Raw genomic sequence first — 19,137 nt, 5'->3', positions numbered from 1 at the left:
CCGTATGGGGCTTTGTTAGCACTCTGCCTCGGCGAGTGCTAACGGACGGTGATTTAGGATTGGGCGCTAAACGAGTCAAGAATGTGTCCGTGAATTTTTTCGGACAGCTCTTCGTTGACTTGCCGCAGCTTTTGCCGGAAAATCTTCAATATGGGGTTTGCGAATACCCCACGAGGCGTCATGCCGGAGTTTCGCGTCCATCTCTTTTGGAAGGGACGTAACATGACTTCGTTCAACGCCATCACTCCCGAAAAGCTTCTTCGTCTGCTGGGTACGCCGAAAGCGCCCGCAATACTCGATGTTCGAGACGCCGATGATTTTGAGGCCGATCCTTATCTGCTGCCGGCCTCGCGACGTCGGGATCATGAGAACGTTCAGGCTTGGGCCGCCGAATTTCGCGGCCGCAATGTCGTCTGCCTCTGTCAACATGGCGGCAAGCTCAGCGAAGGTGTCGCCGCCTGGCTGCGGCTGGCCGGTACTGCGGCGGAAATCCTCGATGGTGGCCTCGATGCCTGGCGGGCGGCGGGATTGCCGCTGATCCCGGTTTCGATTCTGCCTGGGGCCAATGCGTCGGGTGCGACCGTGTGGGTGACCCGCGCCCGGCCGAAGATCGATCGCATCGCCTGCCCCTGGCTGATCCGCCGCTTCGTCGATCCCGATGCGTCGTTTCTCTTTGTCACGCCTCAGGAAGTCGACGGCGTCGCCCAACGTTTCGGCGCGACGCCCTTCGACGTGGAAGGGGTATTTTGGAGCCATCGCGACGAGGATTGCACTTTCGATACGATGGTCAAGGAATTCCGGCTCGAACTCCCGGCGCTTCATCATCTTTCCCGCATCGTCAGGGGCGCCGATACCAACAGGCTCGACCTCGAACCGCAGGCGGCCGGCTTGCTTGCCGTCTCGCTCGGATTGTCGCGCATGTGTGCTGACGATATTGAACAGTTGGATGCAGGGATGTTGTGTTATGACGCGCTTTATCGCTGGGCGCGCGACGCGACGCAGGAAAAGCATGACTGGGTATCGCATGGAGCTAAAAAATCGTGAGTGAAACCGTTTTGGTTGACGATCTCGCCGCGACCCCATCCCTCAGTGAGGCCACGCGTGTATGGGCGCGCGTTGGCGTATTAAGCTTCGGAGGCCCGGCCGGGCAAATCGCGTTGATGCATCGCATCCTCGTCGATGAGAAGCGTTGGATCGATGAAGAGCGCTTTCTGCATGCACTGAGCTATTGCATGCTGCTGCCGGGACCGGAGGCGCAGCAGCTCGCCACCTATATCGGCTGGCTGCTGCATGGCATCCGTGGCGGCCTGATCGCGGGGCTTCTGTTCATCGTGCCGGGCTTCGCCGTTATCCTGGCGCTATCGGCCTTCTACGCCCTGTTTCACGATACCACCCTGCTTGCGACCGTCTTTTTTGGCATTAAGGCCGGTGTGCTGGCGATCGTGCTGCAGGCGCTGATCCGGCTGAGCGGCCGGGCGCTGAGAACCCGCTTTCATATTGCCGTTGCGATCGCAAGCTTCACTCTGCTTTTCGTCTTCGATCTGCCATTTCCGCTGGTGGTGCTTTTGGCCGGCCTCTCGGGTTATGGTCGGGTTCTCTATCGCGCTTATCATGATGATCACTGGCGGCCGCGACTGCCTCGGCTTGCCATTACCAATATCGGCATCGGAGCGCTGCGAAGTGGCCGCCTGCGGACCGCTGCGGTCACGCTCTTATGCTGGCTGGCGATCTGGCAGGCGCCGCTGTTGCTGATCCATGTCATAAATGGACCCAAGGATATTGTCGCCGAAACGCTAAGTGGCGGCACAAATGTCTTCGGCGCCATCTTCTCCTTCTTCTCCCGCATGGCAGTGGTTACCTTTGGCGGCGCCTATGCCGTGCTTGCCTATGTCGCGCAGACCGCTGTCCAGCATTACGCCTGGCTGCGGCCGGGCGAGATGCTGGATGGTCTGGCGCTGGCGGAGACGACGCCAGGACCGCTAGTATTGGTCCTCTGTTTCGTCGGCTTCATGGCCGGCTTCCGCAATCCCTTCGGCTTGGATCCTTTGACGGCAGGGTTCCTCGGCGCCAGCCTCGCGGCGTGGGCGACGTTCGCACCGAGCTTTCTTTTCATTTTCGCCGGCGCCCCTTTCATCGAGCGTCTGCGCGGTCACGCCGGTCTGTCGGCGGCTCTTGCCGCGATAACGGCTGCGATCGTCGGCGTCATGGCCAATCTGTCGGTTTGGTTTGGCCTGCATGTGCTCTTCGCCGATACCGGGCGGCTCGTTCTTTTGAGCCACCGCGTCAAGATTCAGGGTGGGGACTATGCCAACGTTCCGATCGCCGGCATTGCCTGGCCGGTCTGGACTACGCTTGATGTTTCCGCGCTGCTGCTTTTCATTCTCGCCACTGTGCTCGTCTTCCGTCATCGGGCAGGGGTGGCAACCGTACTCGGTATATCTGCCTTGGCCGGTTGCCTGCTGCGCTTCGCCGGATGAATCGGAAGCGGTCTATGTGCGGTGCAAAAACCTGCACTCCGCTCTTGTAATTTGCCGGCCGGTTTGCAATGTCAGCCCGTGATTTCTTTGACCACGAGGACTGCATGGGCAAGCGTATCGAAAGCTTCCGCGAGATCGGCAAACTTTATGATGTCGCGCTCTGTGATGTCTGGGGCGTGCTGCACAACGGCGTGTCGGTATATGAGGACGCGCCGGTTGCGCTGGAAGCTGCGCGCGGCGACGGGCTGACCGTCGTCCTCATCACCAATTCTCCCCGCGTGGCGCCGAAAGTGGTCGAGCAATTGCGCCAGATCGGCGTTCCCGACAGCGCCTATGACCGCATCGTTACTTCCGGCGACGTGACCCGCCGCCTGATTGCCGAGGGCCCGAAGAAAGTATTTTTGCTCGGTCCTGAGCGCGATATCGCTATCATCGAGGGGCTGGACGTTGTGCGCGTCGAGGCCGATGAGGCTGAGAGCATCGTCTGTACCGGCTTCTTCGATGACGAAACCGAGACCCCCGACGATTATACCGACATGCTGAAGGCCTGGTCGGCCCGTAATGTGCCGCTGATCTGCGCCAATCCCGATCTCGTCGTCGAGCGCGGGCACCGCATGATCCCCTGCGCCGGTGCCATGGCCGCTTATTACGATCGGCTCGGTGGCGAGACGCGGATTGCCGGCAAGCCGCATCAGCCGATCTACGATGCCTCGATCGCAGCCGCCCGCGAAGCGCGCGGCGAATTCCCGATGTCGCGCGTTGTCGCCATCGGTGACGGCATGCCGACCGATGTGCGCGGCGCGCTCGATTACGGACTCGATCTTCTTTATATAAGCCATGGTATCCATGCCCGCGAATATGTCGTCGACGGCCACACCGACGAGGCAGCGCTTGGCGCCTTCCTGGCGCGCGAACAGGCGTCGCCGAAGTGGTGGATGCCGCGCCTTGTCTGAGGAGAGTGGTAGCCGATGACCGTCTTCCATCGCAATGAGACCCGCGAACCGCTGCCGGACAATCTGAAAGGCGGCGTCATTGCCATCGGTAATTTCGACGGCGTGCATCGCGGCCATCAATCCGTGCTCGATCGCGCGCTGGAGATTGCCAGGGAGCGCGGCGTGCCGGCGCTGGTCCTAACCTTCGAGCCACATCCGCGGACCGTCTTCAGGCCTGATCAGCCGGTTTTCCGCCTGACGCCGGCGCCGCTGAAGGCGCGGCTTCTCGAGGCGATCGGCTTCAACGCCGTCATTGAATATCCCTTCGACCGGGCCTTTTCGCAGCGTTCCGCCGATGAATTCGTCCATTCGATTCTGATCGACTGGCTGCATGCTTCCGAAGTGGTCACCGGCTTCGATTTCCATTTCGGCCATGATCGCCAGGGCGGTCCGGCCTTCCTGATGAATGCCGGCAGCAAGAACGGCTTCGGCGTGACGCTGATCGACGCCTTTCGCGATGAAAATGCCGAAGTGGTTTCGTCAAGCCGCATTCGGGCATTGCTGGTGGAAGGCGAGGTGGCGGAGGCTGCGGGTCTGCTCGGCTATCGCTATACGGTCGAGGCAGAGGTCATTGGCGGCGAAAAACTCGGCCGCTCGCTGGGCTTCCCAACCGCCAATATGCGGCTGCCACCGGAAGCGGAGCTGAAGGCTGGTATCTATGCCGTGCGCTTTCGCGCCGCCGATGGCGTCATTCGCGATGGTGTCGCCAGCTATGGCCGGCGCCCGACGGTGACCGACAACGGGGCGCCGCTGCTCGAAACCTTCGTTTTCGACTTCAGCGGCGATCTCTATGGTCAGATCTGTTCCGTCTCTTTCTTCGGTTATCTCCGGCCCGAACTGAAGTTCGACGGCCTCGACCCGCTGGTGGCGCAGATCAGGAAGGATGAAGAGGAGGCGAGGGCGCTGCTCGCCGGCGTCCGCCCGCTCGGGGATATCGACCGGTTCATCGCCTTTTCTTGATTGTCACGCGGCACGGGCCTGATTGGGCGGGCTCCGATTGGCCGCGGGTGGAAGCATCAGCGGGTTTCTATGCCCTGCGGCGGCTGATCCCTCTTTCTTTCCATGCAAAAAACGCCTATGAACCGCCAACCATGACCCAATTTCGGCTGAGCCTATCGATACGAATTATTGGCCCGGCCTTCCGCGCGCTTTAAGCGGCCGGAAGGTCCGGGTTTTGGGCGCCTGTTCCCGAGGCGCTTTCCGCCGCCGAAAAATCCCCATATGGCTGCGCCTTTCCGGCGCGAAACGCCCGAGACGCCGAGGCAATTGTCAGAACAATGACCGATACCGCTGAAAAGATCGACTATTCGAAAACCCTTTACCTGCCCGAGACCGACTTCCCGATGCGCGCCGGCCTGCCGCAGAAGGAGCCGGAGCTCGTCAAGCGCTGGCAGGAAATGAACCTCTACAAGAAGCTGCGCGCTTCCGCCGCCGGCCGCGAAAAATTCGTGCTGCATGACGGTCCGCCCTATGCCAACGGCAACATCCATATCGGCCACGCGCTGAACAAGATCCTCAAGGACGTCATCACCCGCTCGTTCCAGATGCGCGGCTATGATAGCAATTATGTTCCGGGTTGGGACTGCCACGGTCTGCCGATCGAATGGAAGATCGAGGAAAAATACCGCGAGAAGGGCAAGAACAAGGACGAAGTCCCGGTCAACGAATTCCGCCAGGAATGCCGTGACTTCGCCTCAGGCTGGATCAAGATCCAGTCCGAGGAATTCCGCCGTCTCGGCATCGTCGGTGATTTCGACAATCCCTATCTGACGATGAACTTCCACGCCGAATCCCGCATCGCCGGCGAGCTCTTGAAGATCGCCCGCAGCGGTCAGCTCTATCGCGGCTCCAAGCCGATCATGTGGTCGGTGGTCGAGCGTACGGCACTGGCGGAAGCCGAAGTCGAATATGCCGATGTCGAGAGCGATACGATCTGGGTGAAGTTCCCGGTCGTCGAAGGTCCGGCGGCGCTCGCCGATGCCTTCGTCGTCATCTGGACCACGACGCCCTGGACGATCCCCGGCAACCGGGCGATCTCCTATTCGTCGCGGGTTTCCTACGGCCTGTACGAGGTGACGGAAGCCGCCAATGATTTCGGTCCGCGCCCAGGCGAAAAGCTGATCTTTGCCGACAAGCTTGCCGAGGAATCCTTCGCCAAGGCGAAGCTGCAGTTCAAGCGCCTGCGCGATGTGACCGCTGATGAGCTTGGTGCGAGCATCTGCGCCCATCCGTTGGCGTCGCTCGGCTACGACTTCAAGGTTCCGTTGCTCGATGGCGATCATGTGACCGACGATGCCGGTACCGGCTTCGTGCACACCGCCCCAAGCCATGGCCGCGAGGACTTCGACGCCTGGACGAGCCATGCCCGCCAGATTGAAGCGCGTGGGATCTCCTCCCGCATCCCGTTCCCGGTCGATGATGCCGGCTTCTACACGGCCGACGCCCCCGGCTTCGACGGCGGCCGCGTCATGGACGACAACGGCAAGAAGGGCAATGCCAACGATCTGGTCATCAAGGCACTGATCGAGACGAACACGCTCTTTGCGCGCGGACGGCTGAAGCATTCCTATCCGCATTCCTGGCGCTCGAAGAAGCCGGTCATCTTCCGCAACACGCCGCAATGGTTCGTCTATATGGACAAGGACCTTGCTGACGGCACGACGCTGCGTTCGCGCGCCCTGAAAGCGATCGACGATACGCGTTTCGTGCCCGCCGCGGGCCAGAACCGCTTGCGCGCCATGATCGAGCAGCGGCCGGACTGGGTTCTGTCGCGCCAGCGCGCCTGGGGCGTGCCGATCTGCATCTTCGTCGATGACGAGGGCCAAATCCTGCAAGACGAGGGCGTCGATGCCCGCATCCTCGATGCTTTCGAAAAGGAAGGCGCCGATGCCTGGTTCGCCGAAGGCGCGCGCGAGCGCTTCCTCGGCGAAAAGGCCAACGAGCCCTGGACGCAGGTCATGGACATCCTCGACGTCTGGTTCGACTCGGGCTCGACCCATACCTTCACGCTGGAAGACCGTCCGGACCTGAAATGGCCGGCGGACCTTTATCTGGAAGGCTCGGACCAGCATCGCGGCTGGTTCCATTCGTCGCTGCTCGAAAGCGCCGCGACGCGCGGCCGCGCGCCTTACGATACCGTTCTTACCCATGGTTTCACCATGGACGAGAAGGGCGAGAAGATGTCGAAGTCCAAGGGCAATGTCACCTCGCCGCAGGAGGTGATGAAGGACGCCGGCGCCGACATCCTGCGTCTATGGGTCATGACGTCGGATTATGCCGAGGATCTGCGCGTCGGCAAGACGATCATCCAGACCAATATTGATGCCTATCGCAAGCTGCGCAACACCATCCGCTGGATGCTCGGCACGCTCGCGCATGACAAGGGCGAGGTGATCGCCCGTGCCGAGATGCCGGAGCTCGAGCAGCTCATGCTGCACCGTCTTGCGGAACTCGATGAGCTCGTGCGCGAAAGCTATGATGCCTTCGACTTCAAGCGGATCGCCCGCGCCCTCATCGATTTCTCGAATGTCGAGCTTTCGGCTTTCTATTTCGATGTCCGCAAGGATGCGCTTTATTGCGATGCGCCGTCGAGCCTGCGCCGCCGCGCAGCGCTTGCCGTCATCCGCACGATCTTCGATTGCATGGTGACTTGGCTGGCGCCGATGCTGCCGTTCACGACGGAAGAAGCATGGCTGTCGCGTAATCCACAGGCGGTCTCGGTGCATCTCGAACAGTTCGTCACCGTTCCCGGCGAATGGAAGAACGAGGCGCTGGCCGAGAAGTGGAGAAAGATCCGCGCAGTGCGCAGCGTCGTCACCGGAGCTCTCGAAATCGAGCGCAAGGACAAGCGCATCGGCTCCTCGCTGGAAGCCGCGCCCGTCGTCTATATCGCCGATCCGGAGCTACTGAAGGTGCTGGAAGGACAGGATTTCTCGGAAATCTGCATCACCTCCGATATCGCCATCAATGGCGGCGAAGGCCCCGCCGATGCCTTCCGCCTGGATGATGCCGCCAAGGTAAGTGTCGTGCCGAAGCTGGCCGAAGGCCGCAAGTGCGCCCGCTCCTGGCGCATCACCACCGATGTCGGTTCCGATCCGGAATATCCCGACGTCTCTGCGCGTGATGCGGCCGCTCTGCGCGAATTGATGGCTGTCAACTGAAGAAAATTACCGGGTGAATTGCCTTTGAGGCGTTCATCCGGTAAAAGCTGCCTGAAAATGGCCCGATTTTTGCGGCAGTTGCCGTGAAATGGGGTTCTGCGATAGTTGCACCGGCGTAGCTGGGAAGGGTATTCATGAGAGCGATACATAGGATTCGTGTCGGCGTCAGCTTGGCGGCACTCGTGATTGGCTGCGGTCTGATGTCCGGCTGCATGAGCGGCCCGCGCTACGGCACGGACAAGACCGCCGGCGAACAGCTCTTCGATGATATCAGCGACATCGCATCCGTTTCGGCGGCCACGCCGAAGGACAAGGGCGTAAAATATCCGAACCGCCCGGGCCTGGTGCTTCCGGCCCAGAACGACAGGGAAAACCTGACCTCGCCGCAGCAGTCGCTGGCCAGCAAGGATAATCCGGCCTGGCTGGAATCGCCGGAAGATTCGCGCAAGCGCCTGGCGGAGGAAGCCGATCAGAACAAGAACAATGTTAACTATCGCTCTCCGCTCGCTCAGGCCGACAGTGGCCGCAACCGCGTGAGCGAAGCGCAGCAGACCGCCGCCTATCGGGCCGCGCGCCAGGATCAGGACGGCACCTATATCGATCAGCGCCGCTACCTGATCGATCCGCCGCAGCAATACCGCCAGGTCTCCGACGAGGCTGCTCTCAACGATCTCGGCACCCCCGAGAGCAAGAAGGAAAAGCAGCGCAAGAAGGACGCCGAGGCCGCTCAGCAGTCCAGCAACAGCAGTTGGTGGAAGCCTTTCCAATAAGTCTTTCTAGCTGAAGCGGCGGTTAAATCAGCCGCTTTTTAGTCTTCCACGCGTTTTTGTTGGAAGAATTCCCTGAGAATATCGGCCGCATCCCGCTCGGCCATGCCCGAATAGACTTCCGGCGCGTGATGACAGGTTGGCTGGCGATAGAAGCGCACGCCGTTGTCGACGCCGCCGCCTTTCGGATCTTCCGCGCCGTAATAAAGGCGGCGGATGCGGGCAAACGAGATGGCGGCCGCGCACATGGTACACGGCTCCAGCGTTACATAGAGATCTGCACCCGTCAGCCGCTCTTGGCCGAGTGCCTCGCAGGCCATGCGGATCACGGCGATTTCGGCATGCGCGGTGACGTCGTTGAGCTCTCGGGTGCGGTTGCCGGCCTTGGCGACAACGGCATTGTCGACCACGAGGACGGCTCCGATAGGCACTTCACCGCGCGCGCCGGCGCTTCGCGCTTCGGCGAGCGCCAGCTCCATGAAGTGATTTGTATTCACCATTTAAGATTTTCCACTTAACCGCGGGGGCGTGACCTGATAGGAACACGCCTTAAAAATTCAGGCAAACAACAAATGACAATGAATGACAAGCCCAAGCGGCCTGGGTCCAAACCCTTTACCCGCGACAAGCAGACGAAGACGCGCGATGACGCCAAGCCGACGAAGGCTGTGTCCGCCAAAGTGGCGGCAGAGGCAGAAGGCGGGGATGGAAAAGCGGAACGCATTTCCAAGGTAATGGCGCGCGCCGGCGTGGCGTCGCGCCGTGACATCGAGCGCATGATCATGGACGGCCGTGTGAAGCTGAACGGCGTGCTGCTGGATACGCCGGTGGTCAACGTGACGCTCGCCGACAAGATCGAAGTTGATGGCGTGCCGATCCGCGGCATCGAGCGCACGCGCCTGTGGCTCTATCACAAGCCGGCGGGCCTCGTGACCACCAATGCCGATCCGGAAGGACGTCCGACCGTCTTCGACAACCTGCCGGAAGAGCTGCCGCGCGTCATGTCGATCGGCCGCCTCGACATCAACACCGAAGGCCTGCTGCTGCTGACCAACGACGGCGGCCTTGCCCGCGTGCTGGAACTGCCGACCACCGGCTGGTTGCGTCGCTATCGCGTGCGCGCCCACGGCGAGATCGATCAGGAAGCGCTGGACAAGCTGCGGGAAGGCATCGCCGTCGACGGCGTGCTCTACGGCTCGATCGAGGCGACGCTCGACCGCACGCAAGGGTCCAACGTCTGGATCACGATGGGCTTGCGCGAAGGCAAGAACCGCGAAATCAAGAATGTGCTCGGCGCGCTCGGCCTCGAGGTCAACCGCCTGATCCGTATCTCCTACGGCCCTTTCCAGCTCGGCGAGCTTCCGGAAGGCCGGGTGTTGGAAGTGCGTGGCCGCACGCTGCGCGATCAGCTCGGTCCCCGCCTGGTGGAAGACGCCAAGGCGAATTTCGACGCGCCGCTTTACAATAGCTCGGCCGTTGCCGCCGAGGATGAGCCGGAGGCGAAGCCTGCTCGCGCGGCCAAGGAAGAGCGCCCGCGTCGCGAGCGCCCCGAGGATAAGCGCGAGCGCGCCCTGAGCCGTCTCGACACCAAGCGCGATGACCGCCGGGATGAGGGGCGCCGCGAAGCCGGCCACAAGGACGACGACCGGCCGAAGCGCCAGCCGCTGGGTCCGCGTCGGAGCGCGAATGTCTGGATGGCGCCTGGTGCCCGTCCGCTCGGCGAAAAGGCTGCTGCAAAGGCTGCCAAGAATGCAAGGACCGCCGCAAAGCGCGGCGAAGTGGAACGCCCGCAGCGTAGCGGCTTCGATCGCCCGGACGAAGGCCCACGCGTTCGGATCAACCGCGTCGACGAGGGGGATGGCGAGTGGATCCGTTCGAGCGAGGTCGCACCACGCAAGTCGCGCGACGACGAGGGCTTTGATCGCAAGCGCTCCCGGGATGACCGAACCTTTGGTGATCGTCCCCGAGGTGATCGGCCGCAGGGCGACCGTCCCGCCCGCGGGGATCGTTCGTTTGGCGACCGTCCTCGCGGCGAGCGCCCGTTTAGCGATCGTCCGCGCGGTGAACGCGGCTCGCGTCCCGAGGGCGGTGATCGCCCCCGTACGAAATCCTTCCAGGGAGAAGGCCGTTCCGAACGCTCCTTCGGAGATCGTCCGCCCCGTGGAGAGCGTTCTTTCGGCGACAAACCGCGTGGCGATCGTCCATATGGCGATAAACCCCGCGGCGACCGGCGGCCGCGTGCTGAGGGAGACGAGCGTCCGCGGGCCAAGTCTTTCGGCGGCGAACAGCGCTCCGAACGTCCTCGCGGCGATCGCCCGCCGCGTGGTGATCGGCCCACGCGCGGTGATCGGCCCATGGGTGACCGTCCGCAGGGCGAGCGTTCCTACGGGGACCGGCCGGCCGGCAAGCCCTTCGGCAAGAAGCCGGGCGGCGGCAAGTCCTTTGGCGGCAAACCGGGTGGAAAAGGCGGCTCGCGCGGCTTTGGCGGTAAACCCGGTGGCACAGGCCGTCCGTCTGGCGGCCCGGGTCGCGGCGGTCCCGGTCGTGGCGGCCCCGGCAGGGGTGGCCCCAAGGGCGGAAGAGGTTGACGCGCGGTGCGGATCGTCGGCGGTGAATTTCGCGGTCGGTCGCTTGCGGTGCCGAAGTCGAACGACATTCGTCCGACGGCGGACCGCACGCGCGAGAGCCTTTTCAATATCTTGAGCCATGCCTATCCCGAGGCCATCGATGGCACGCGGATGATGGATGTCTTTGCCGGCACCGGCGCGGTCGGGCTCGAAGCCGCTTCGCGCGGTTGCCGCCATGTGCTTTTCGTCGAAAGCAGCGTCGAAGGCCGTGGCCTGCTTTGGGAAAATATCGACGCGCTTGGCCTGCACGGCCGCACGCGCATGCTGCGGCGGGACGCCACCGATCTCGGCAGCGTCGGCAATCTGGAGCCTTTCGATTTTCTCTTCGCCGACCCGCCCTATGGCAAGGGTCTGGGCGAGAAGGCCTTCGCCGCTGCCGCTGCCGGCGGCTGGCTGGTACCGGGAGCCTTGGCAATCCTCGAGGAACGCGCCGACGTCACGGTTTCCGTCGCGCCGGATTTTCTCTTCCTGGAAGAGCGGACCTTCGGCGACAGCAAGATGCATTTCTTCCGTTATCAGCCTCGACAGGCCTAGTGGCGGAAGGAGAGGATCATGGGCGACTATGCCGATTTTGTTGGGAGCGATTATACGCTCGCGACATCCAGCACGCCGAGCGTCGCGGTCGCCTTTGGCTGCGGCGGTGCCCGTGGCCTTGCCCATATTCATATCATCGAGGCGCTAGATGAACTCGGCATCCGACCGGTCGCGATCGCCGGCGCCTCTATCGGCTCGATCATGGGCGCTGCCATGGCGGCTGGCATGAGCGGTGCGGAAATCCGCGACTATACGCTCGCCACGGTGGGCAACCGCCCGGCTGTGCTGAACAAGATGTGGAGTCTGCGGCCCCCGAACATGCGTAGCTTCCGGATCGGCCAGTTCAATCTCGAACGCATCCTGCGCGCTTTCTTGCCTTCAACCTTTCCGGAAGATTTCTCCGAGCTGCATATCCCGCTAAAGGTGGTGACGACGGATTATTATGATCAGACCGAGGTGGTGACCGAAAAAGGCGAGCTTTTCCCGGTCCTGGCTGCCTCCGCCGCCATTCCCGCCGTCTTCATGCCGGTCAAGGTCGGCGACCGCGTCATGATCGATGGCGGCATCATGAATCCGGTGCCCTACGAGCATCTGGCCGGACTTGCCGACATCATCATCGGCATCGACGTTGTAGGCGGGCCGGATGGCGACGGCACCCATATTCCGAACCGTATCGAGAGCCTGTTCGGTGCCGGGCAACTGACGATGCAGTCCAATATCGCGCTGAAGCTGCGGCTGCTTTCACCGCAGATATTCCTGCGCCCGCCAATCGGCCGCACCGGCGTGCTCGATTTTTTGAAGGCCCGCGATATCCTCGCCATGTCCGCCAGCGTCAAGGAAGAGCTCAAATTCGCCCTCGATCGGGTGATCACTGCAAAGAACTAAGCTCGTTCCGGCTCCTCCGCCGGCATGGAGAGATCGTCGTCGTCGCTGAAAACATCGGCGCTGCGTTTTGGTTTGACCAGCGGTTCCGGCCTGACCGGCCGTGAATAGAGCATGTCGCGCCCGGCCTGCAATCCTTCGCTGACCTGCAGCACCAGCCGCTGTTCGTCACGCTTGCGGATATCCTCACCGATCTCGAAGGCGTCGGCTTCGCTGACACCGAGGGCTTCCAGCGTGCGGCGGCCGAAGAGCAGGCCGGATTCCAGCGTTTCGCGCAGCTCGAAATCGACGCCCTTGTTGCGCAGCGCGATCGAGTGAATACGGTCGTAGGAACGGACGAAGATGCGGGCATGCGGATAATCCGTCTGCACGAGTTCGACGATCTTGTCGGTGATTTCGCGCTGATGCGTGCTGACGACGACCAGCTTGGCGCGGTCGATGCCGGCCGAACGCAACACGTCCTTGCGGGTGCCGTCGCCGAAATAGATGCGGAAGCCGAAGTTGGAGGCCTGGCGGATGCGATCGGCGGAAAAGTCGATGACGGTGACATCGCGGCCGCCGGCCAGCAGGATCTGCGCGGCGATTTGGCCGAAACGCGAGAAGCCGATCATCAGCACGTCGGAGCCGGCACCCTCGAAATCCTCGTCCAGCTCCTCATGCCCATCGCCGGTCAGCATGCGCTTCGAAAGCGCTGCACCGAGCGGCGTCAGCGCCATGGAGAGCGTTACGATCGCGATTAGCAATGAGGCCGTGCTGGCGGAGAAGAGCCCGCCGCCAACGCTGGCTGCACTAAACAGCACGAAACCGAATTCACCCCCCTGGGGAAGCAGGCAGGCGATGCGGATGGCATCGTCATGCGACGAACCGGTCACACGGCAGAGCGCATAGATGATCACGCCCTTGATGACCATGACGACCGGCACGGCAAGCACGATCAGCGCCCAATTGTCGGCGATGACATCCAGTTTGAGCGACAGGCCGACGGCGATGAAGAAGATGGCGAGCAGCACGCCGCGGAAAGGCTCGATATCGGCCTCCAGCTCATGGCGATAGGAGGATTCGGCGAGCATCACGCCGGAGAGAAAGGCCCCCATCGCCATGGAGAGGCCGGCAAGCTGCATCAGCGTCGCCGATCCCATGACGACGAGCAGGGCGGCGGCAATCATCGCCTCGCGTGCGCCGGTGCGGGCAATGACCTGGAACAGCGGCGTCAGCAGGTAACGTCCGGCAATGATCATTGCCGCGACGGCGCCGACGGCGATGGCAAGGTCCAGGACCGGATTGGAAGCCTGCGTCGGCCCGCCAAGAACCGTGACCAGGGCAAGCAGCGGCACGATCGCCAGATCCTGCAGCAACAGCATGGAAAAGGAACGCTGGCCGTATTTGGTGTTGACGTCGCCTTCCTGCTCGAGGATCTGCATGGCAAAGGCCGTGGAGGAGAGCGCCAAGCCGAAGCCGACGATGATGCTGCCGCGCCAGCCGGCAATGTGAGCGAGATAAGCGGCGAGCGTCAGCGCCAGTCCGCTCAGGACCACCTGCGCCGTGCCGAGGCCAAAAATGTCGCGCCGCATCTGCCACAGGCGCGATGGTTTCAACTCCAGGCCGATGATGAACAGTAGGAAGACGACGCCGAGTTCGGCGACGGCAAACACGGATTCGCCATCGCCGATGCCGTGCAGCACTGGCCCGATGACGACGCCGGCGGCGAGATAGCCGAGTACGGTGCCAAGCCCCAATTTCTTGAAGATCGGCGCCGTGACGACGGCGCCTCCGAGCAGCATCAGGGTTTCGGTAAAGAGGGCATTCGGCGCGGACATCGTCTGTTTCTTCCTGTGGGCAGGCGGTGTTGCAGCGCATAGTCATCAGAAACAACCATGCGTGAAGACATTCGGACAAGAATCGGCGTGGCCGCCCTTGATGCTTTATGTAGTGCACAATAAATGGAACGCGAAGGAAAGGCCAAATCATGTCTTCAGAAATCGATTCCGCCACTCTGCTTTCCCGCGCCAGCCAGTTGATCGACCTCGCCCGGAAAGCCGGTGCGGATGCGGCCGATGCCGTCGTCGTGCGCTCGCGGGCGCAATCCGTCAGCGTCCGCCTCGGCAAGGTCGAAGGCACCGAATCCTCCGAAAGCGACGATTTTTCACTGAGGGTGTTTGTCGGCAACCGTGTCGCCAACGTCTCGGCCAATCCCGGCTTCGACCTCCAGGCGCTGGCTGAACGCGCCGTCGCCATGGCAAAGGTCTCGCCGGAAGATCCGTTCGCCTGCCTTGCCGATGAAGCCGATCTTGCCAAGACCTATCCCGATCTCGAACTTTTCGATCCGACCGAGGTCTCGTCGGTTCAACTGCGCGAGGCAGCCCTTGCGATGGAAGAGGCAGCGCTCGCCGTTCCCGGCGTGAGCAATTCCTCGGGCGCAGGCGCATCCGCCGGCATGGGCGGCATGGTGCTTGCCACGTCCCATGGTTTCGCCGGCCATTATATGGGTTCGCGCTTCAGCCGCTCCGTCAGTGTCATCGCCGGTGAAGGCACCGGCATGGAGCGTGATTACGATTTCGACAGCCGCCTTTATTTCGCCGAGTTGGACGCAGCCGAGGATATCGGTCGCCGCGCCGGCGAGCGGGTGGTCAAGCGCATCAATCCGCGCCAGGTGCCGACCGGCAAGGATGTGACGGTCGTTTTCGATCCGCGCGTGGCGCGCGGCTTCGTCGGTCATATCGCCGGCGCGATCAACGGCGCATCCGTCGCACGCAAGACCAGTTTCCTGCGCGACAAGATGGGCGAGCAGGTGCTGAAGGCCGGCCTGTCGATTACGGACGATCCCTTGATCGTGCGCGGCCCGGCCTCGCGTCCCTTCGATGGCGAAGGCGTTTCGGGCAAGCGCCTGGTGATGATCGAAGATGGCGTGCTGAAGCATTGGTTCCTGTCCACGTCGGCTGCACGCGAGATCGGCGGTCTCAGAACGAATGGGCGCGGTGCCCGTGGCGGCACGGCCGTTTCTCCGTCCTCCACCAATCTGGCGCTGGAGCCTGGTGATATTTCGCCGGAAGAGCTGATCCGCAATGTCGGCAATGGTTTCTACGTCACCGAACTGATCGGCCACGGCGTCAATATGATCACTGGCGAATACAGCCGGGGCGCTACCGGTTTCTGGATCGAGAATGGCGAATTGACGTTTCCGGTGTCGGAGGTGACGATCGCCTCCAACCTCAAGGACATGTTCATGCGCCTGACGCCGGCAAACGATATTGACCGCGATTTCGGCGTCGCGGCTCCGACGCTCGCCATCGAGGGCATGACGCTGGCTGGGCGCTGAGGCGGAGATTGGAATTCGGAATGAGCGATAGAGACGCAGTCGGCCAATTGAGCGATCTCGATCTGATCGTTGAAGCGGCACGCCAGGCAGGCAATATCGCTCTCAGCTTCTTCCGCCAATCGCCTGAGGTCTGGTGGAAGAACGAGGGGCGCTCCCCCGTCAGCGCCGCCGATTTCGCGGCCAACGAGAAGCTTGCCTCCATCCTGCGTCCCGCGCGACCGGACTATGGCTGGCTTTCGGAAGAGACCGACGACGATGCCGAGCGGCTGTCGCATTCGACCGTCTTCGTTGTCGATCCGATCGACGGCACACGCGGGTTTCTGTCGGGGCTTGAGCTTTGGTGCATCAGTGTTGCCGTGGTGACCGCCGGGCGCCCGACCGCGGGCGTCCTCTACGCGCCGGCATTGGAGGAGCTGTTCGTTGCAACGGCCGATGGCCCGGCGCTGAAGAACGGCGAACCGATCGCGGTTTCCGTCAGGCCGGAACACGATATCCACAGGCTCGCCGCCGGTGAGGATATGTTGAGCGGCTTCGATCCGGATTTCCGCAAGACGATCGAACGGGCAAAGCATGTGCCGTCGCTCGCCTATCGCCTCGCCATGGTGGCCGACGGCCGGCTGGAAGGGACGATCGTCAAACGCAACTCCCATGATTGGGATCTCGCAGCCGCCGACCTCATTTTGGAGCGGGCAGGCGGGGCGCTGGTCGATCTCTTCGGCCATCCGCTCAACTACAATCGCGCGGAGGTCTCGCATGACGAACTCTGCGGCGCTCCGGCGGCACGGCTGCCGCAATTCCTACGCCAGCTCTCCCACAGACGAAACGGTTGACCTTTTGGTCAAAATCCCGCACAGGAAGAGTGGAGGGGGACGACAGCAGAAAGAGACGAAAATGACTGATACCAGCGACAAAAAGCAGCTCTTGCACCTCGTCTTCGGCGGGGAATTGGAAAACCTCGAGGAAGTACAATTCCGCAATCTGAACGAACTCGACATTGTCGGCATGTATCCCGATTATGCGAGTGCGCTGACCGCTTGGAAGTCGAAGGCGCAGCAGACCGTCGACAACGCTCACATGCGTTATTTCATCGTCCATCTGCATCGTTTGCTCGATCCGCAGGACAAGGCTTCCTCCTGAGGTCGCATTTAATATTTGATATTCCCGTCCGGACGGGCATCGTCGTTTTTTAATCCGGCTATGGCGTAGTATTTTTGACGCAATCAGAACGAAGAATCGGCCGAACATTCGGCCGTGAAATAATTGGGATTTGGCATCGATGACGATCACCTTGGATCGGAGGCAATCGAGATGAGTAGCGCTAGGGCGCGCCTCGCTTTGGGTGCCTACCGCTTTGGCGGGATTGCGGTCTATCCCCTTGTCGGGACTTACCTTACCGTCCGCGCCGCCAAGGGCAAGGAAGACCGCTCCCGTCGGCTGGAGCGTTTCGGCTATGCCAGCGCCAATCGTCCACAAGGGCCGCTCGTCTGGTTTCATGCCGCAAGCGTCGGCGAGACCTCGGCGGTCGTTCCGCTGATCCGCGAAATTCGCCGTCGCGACATCCACGTTATTCTGACCACGGGAACCATCACCTCGGCCAAGGTGACCCAGGAGCGCCTTGGCGACGAGGTCATCCACCAATATGTGCCGCTCGACCTGAAGCCGTCCGTCAGCCGCTTCCTCGATTATTGGCAGCCTGATTGCACCATCATCGCCGAATCCGAGATCTGGCCGATGACCATCATGGAGCTCGGCCGCCGGCGCATCCCGCAGATCCTCGTGAATGCCCGCTTGTCGGATCGCTCTTTTGCCCGCTGGAGCCAGCATCCGTCGCTCTCGGAAGCGCTGTTCGAAAACCTGGCGCTGGTCGTCGCGCAATCCGATCTTGATGCCGAGCGTTATCGCGATCTCGGTGCGCGGCAGGTGCTCAAGTCCGGCAATCTCAAGGTGGATACCGACGCCCCGCCCTACGACGCGCCGACCCTTGCCCGCTACATGAAGCAGATCGGCGGGCGCAAGACCTGGGCTGCCGTCTCCACCTTCGAGGGCGAAGAGAATGCTGCCGCCATCGTCCATAAGACGCTGAAGGAGCATAACGGCCAATTGACCATCATAGTGCCGCGCCATCCCGAACGTTGCGACGCGATCGAAGCAATGCTCGTCGAGCAGGGACTGAAAGTGGCGCGCCGCACCCGCAACGATGTGCTGTCGCCCGATGTCGATGTCTTCCTCGGCGACACGATCGGCGAAATGGGCCTCTATCTGCGCATGACCGAAGTCGCCTTCATGGGCAAGTCGCTGTACAATGAGGGCGGACAAAACCCTCTGGAACCGGCCATGCTGGGTTGCGCTATCCTGACCGGCGGTCATGTCCAGAATTTCCGCGACTCCTATCAATTGCTCGCCCGCCGCGGCAGCGCCCGCATGGTGCGCGACACCGAAATGCTGGCGAGGGGCGTGCATTACCTGCTGACCAACGATCCGGCGCGGCGCGGCATGATCGACGCCGGTTACGCCGCCGTGCACGAGATGCGCGGGGCGCTGGCGGCGACCATCAAGGGATTGGAACCCTACATCAACCCACTGACGGTAAAGGCACGGTTGCTGCCGAAGACGATGGCGCAGGGATAAGGGCACTACATGACGTCACTCAAACTAGACGCGATCGAGGGCATTCTCTTTGACAAGGACGGCACGCTGCTCGACTATGACGCGAGCTGGTTGCCGGTTAATCGCGAACTTGCCAGCATTGCGGCCCAGGGTGACCTCCTACTTGCCGATCATTTGCTTTTGGCCTGCGGCATGGACCCGGTCACCGGCCATATCGTGCCTGACAGCCTGCTTGCCGCCGGCAATACTCGCCAGATTTCGGAAGGCCTTGTCGCCGCCGGCTCTGCGATGGACGTGGTGGAGCTGACGGAAAAACTCGATGCGCTGTTTTCGCACGCCGCCGACTTCTCCGCGCCGGTCACCGATCTCGCCGGTTTCTTCCATCGCCTGCACGGGCGCGGCTACAGGCTCGGTGTTGCCTCCAGCGACAATGAGCGCTCTATTCGCCAGACGGCACGCCGCTTCGGCTTTCTCGATTATCTCGATTATATTGCTGGTTACGACAGCGGTTTCGGAACCAAGCCAGAGCCCGGCATGGTGCTCGGTTTCTGCGAGGCGACGGGGCTTTCCCCCGCGCAAATCGCCGTCGTCGGCGACAATAATCACGATCTGCACATGGGGCACAATGCCGGTGCGGGTTTGAGGATCGGGGTGTTGACCGGCACCGGTTCGCGTGAATCGCTTGCTGCCGCCTCCGATTATTGCCTCAATGACATTACCGAGCTGGAAAGCCTGTTGCCCGTTGCCCAGCCGGTCTAACCAAGGCGAAGGCTTG

General features: G+C 62.1%; 16 protein-coding genes. 14 read left to right on the top strand and 2 right to left on the bottom strand.

Annotated elements, in window-relative coordinates:
• The first annotated feature begins 222 nt into the window (after positions 1–222).
• The 6 genes from PH547_RS24370 to PH547_RS24345 all read left to right on the top strand — a co-directional run bounded on the left by PH547_RS24370 (position 223) and on the right by PH547_RS24345 (position 8,399).
• Positions 223–1,044, top strand: coding sequence for a chromate resistance protein ChrB domain-containing protein (locus PH547_RS24370; RefSeq protein WP_285169623.1), 822 nt, complete (start codon positions 223–225; stop codon positions 1,042–1,044).
• On the top strand, positions 1,041–2,477 hold the full coding sequence (chrA, locus tag PH547_RS24365) for a chromate efflux transporter (protein WP_285169622.1): 1,437 nt from the start codon (positions 1,041–1,043) through the stop codon (positions 2,475–2,477). Before PH547_RS24370 ends, chrA begins: the two co-directional genes overlap by 4 nt.
• A gap of 104 nt (positions 2,478–2,581) precedes the next feature.
• Positions 2,582–3,430, top strand: coding sequence for a TIGR01459 family HAD-type hydrolase (locus tag PH547_RS24360; protein ID WP_285169621.1), 849 nt, complete (start codon positions 2,582–2,584; stop codon positions 3,428–3,430).
• 15 nt (positions 3,431–3,445) lie between these two features.
• Positions 3,446–4,429, top strand: a complete 984-nt coding sequence (locus PH547_RS24355; protein WP_283049336.1) for a bifunctional riboflavin kinase/FAD synthetase — start codon at positions 3,446–3,448, stop codon at positions 4,427–4,429.
• 317 nt (positions 4,430–4,746) lie between these two features.
• Positions 4,747–7,629: an isoleucine--tRNA ligase gene (gene ileS / locus PH547_RS24350; protein ID WP_104822129.1), complete on the top strand. Its 2,883-nt coding sequence runs from the start codon at positions 4,747–4,749 to the stop codon at positions 7,627–7,629.
• Between the two features lie 134 nt (positions 7,630–7,763).
• A complete protein-coding gene (locus PH547_RS24345; protein ID WP_104822130.1) occupies positions 7,764–8,399 on the top strand; it encodes a hypothetical protein in 636 nt (211 codons plus the stop codon).
• Positions 8,400–8,437: 38 nt separating this feature from the next.
• On the opposite strand, the gene PH547_RS24340 is transcribed toward PH547_RS24345, so the two are convergent.
• Positions 8,438–8,896, bottom strand: a complete 459-nt coding sequence (locus PH547_RS24340) for a nucleoside deaminase (protein ID WP_104822131.1) — start codon at positions 8,894–8,896, stop codon at positions 8,438–8,440.
• Positions 8,897–8,968: 72 nt separating this feature from the next.
• On the opposite strand from PH547_RS24340, the gene PH547_RS24335 reads away from it, so the two are divergent.
• From PH547_RS24335 to PH547_RS24325, 3 genes are read left to right on the top strand one after another with little or no spacing between them, the layout of a single operon-like run.
• On the top strand, positions 8,969–10,984 hold the full coding sequence (locus PH547_RS24335; RefSeq protein ID WP_104822132.1) for a pseudouridine synthase: 2,016 nt from the start codon (positions 8,969–8,971) through the stop codon (positions 10,982–10,984).
• A gap of 6 nt (positions 10,985–10,990) precedes the next feature.
• Positions 10,991–11,557, top strand: coding sequence for a 16S rRNA (guanine(966)-N(2))-methyltransferase RsmD (rsmD, locus tag PH547_RS24330; protein ID WP_104822133.1), 567 nt, complete (start codon positions 10,991–10,993; stop codon positions 11,555–11,557).
• An 18-nt stretch (positions 11,558–11,575) separates the two neighbouring features.
• A complete protein-coding gene (locus PH547_RS24325) occupies positions 11,576–12,442 on the top strand; it encodes a patatin-like phospholipase family protein (protein WP_104822134.1) in 867 nt (288 codons plus the stop codon).
• Here the strand turns inward: PH547_RS24325 and PH547_RS24320 are convergent.
• Positions 12,439–14,256, bottom strand: a complete 1,818-nt coding sequence (locus PH547_RS24320) for a monovalent cation:proton antiporter-2 (CPA2) family protein (RefSeq protein WP_104822135.1) — start codon at positions 14,254–14,256, stop codon at positions 12,439–12,441. The genes PH547_RS24325 and PH547_RS24320 overlap by 4 nt on opposite strands.
• 149 nt (positions 14,257–14,405) lie before the next feature.
• Here PH547_RS24320 and PH547_RS24315 point away from each other — a divergent pair, with 149 nt between their 5' ends.
• From PH547_RS24315 to PH547_RS24295, 5 genes are all read left to right on the top strand, one after another.
• Complete coding sequence (locus PH547_RS24315; RefSeq protein WP_104822136.1) at positions 14,406–15,755, top strand: TldD/PmbA family protein; 1,350 nt, start codon at positions 14,406–14,408, stop codon at positions 15,753–15,755.
• A 20-nt stretch (positions 15,756–15,775) separates the two neighbouring features.
• Positions 15,776–16,585, top strand: a complete 810-nt coding sequence (locus PH547_RS24310; protein ID WP_104822137.1) for a 3'(2'),5'-bisphosphate nucleotidase CysQ — start codon at positions 15,776–15,778, stop codon at positions 16,583–16,585.
• Between the two features lie 61 nt (positions 16,586–16,646).
• Complete coding sequence (locus PH547_RS24305; RefSeq protein ID WP_104822138.1) at positions 16,647–16,892, top strand: DUF4170 domain-containing protein; 246 nt, start codon at positions 16,647–16,649, stop codon at positions 16,890–16,892.
• A 171-nt stretch (positions 16,893–17,063) separates the two neighbouring features.
• Positions 17,064–18,383 carry a lipid IV(A) 3-deoxy-D-manno-octulosonic acid transferase gene (gene waaA / locus PH547_RS24300; protein WP_104824996.1) on the top strand — a complete coding sequence of 440 codons (1,320 nt, stop codon included), beginning with the start codon at positions 17,064–17,066 and terminating at the stop codon, positions 18,381–18,383.
• 9 nt (positions 18,384–18,392) lie between these two features.
• Positions 18,393–19,121: an HAD family hydrolase gene (locus tag PH547_RS24295; protein WP_104822139.1), complete on the top strand. Its 729-nt coding sequence runs from the start codon at positions 18,393–18,395 to the stop codon at positions 19,119–19,121.
• Positions 19,122–19,137 lie beyond the last annotated feature (16 nt).

This window comes from Rhizobium cerradonense, assembly GCF_030182455.1.
In the GTDB taxonomy this organism is placed as follows: Bacteria; Pseudomonadota; Alphaproteobacteria; order Rhizobiales; family Rhizobiaceae; genus Rhizobium.
This window is presented reverse-complemented; position numbering and strand designations above follow the sequence as displayed.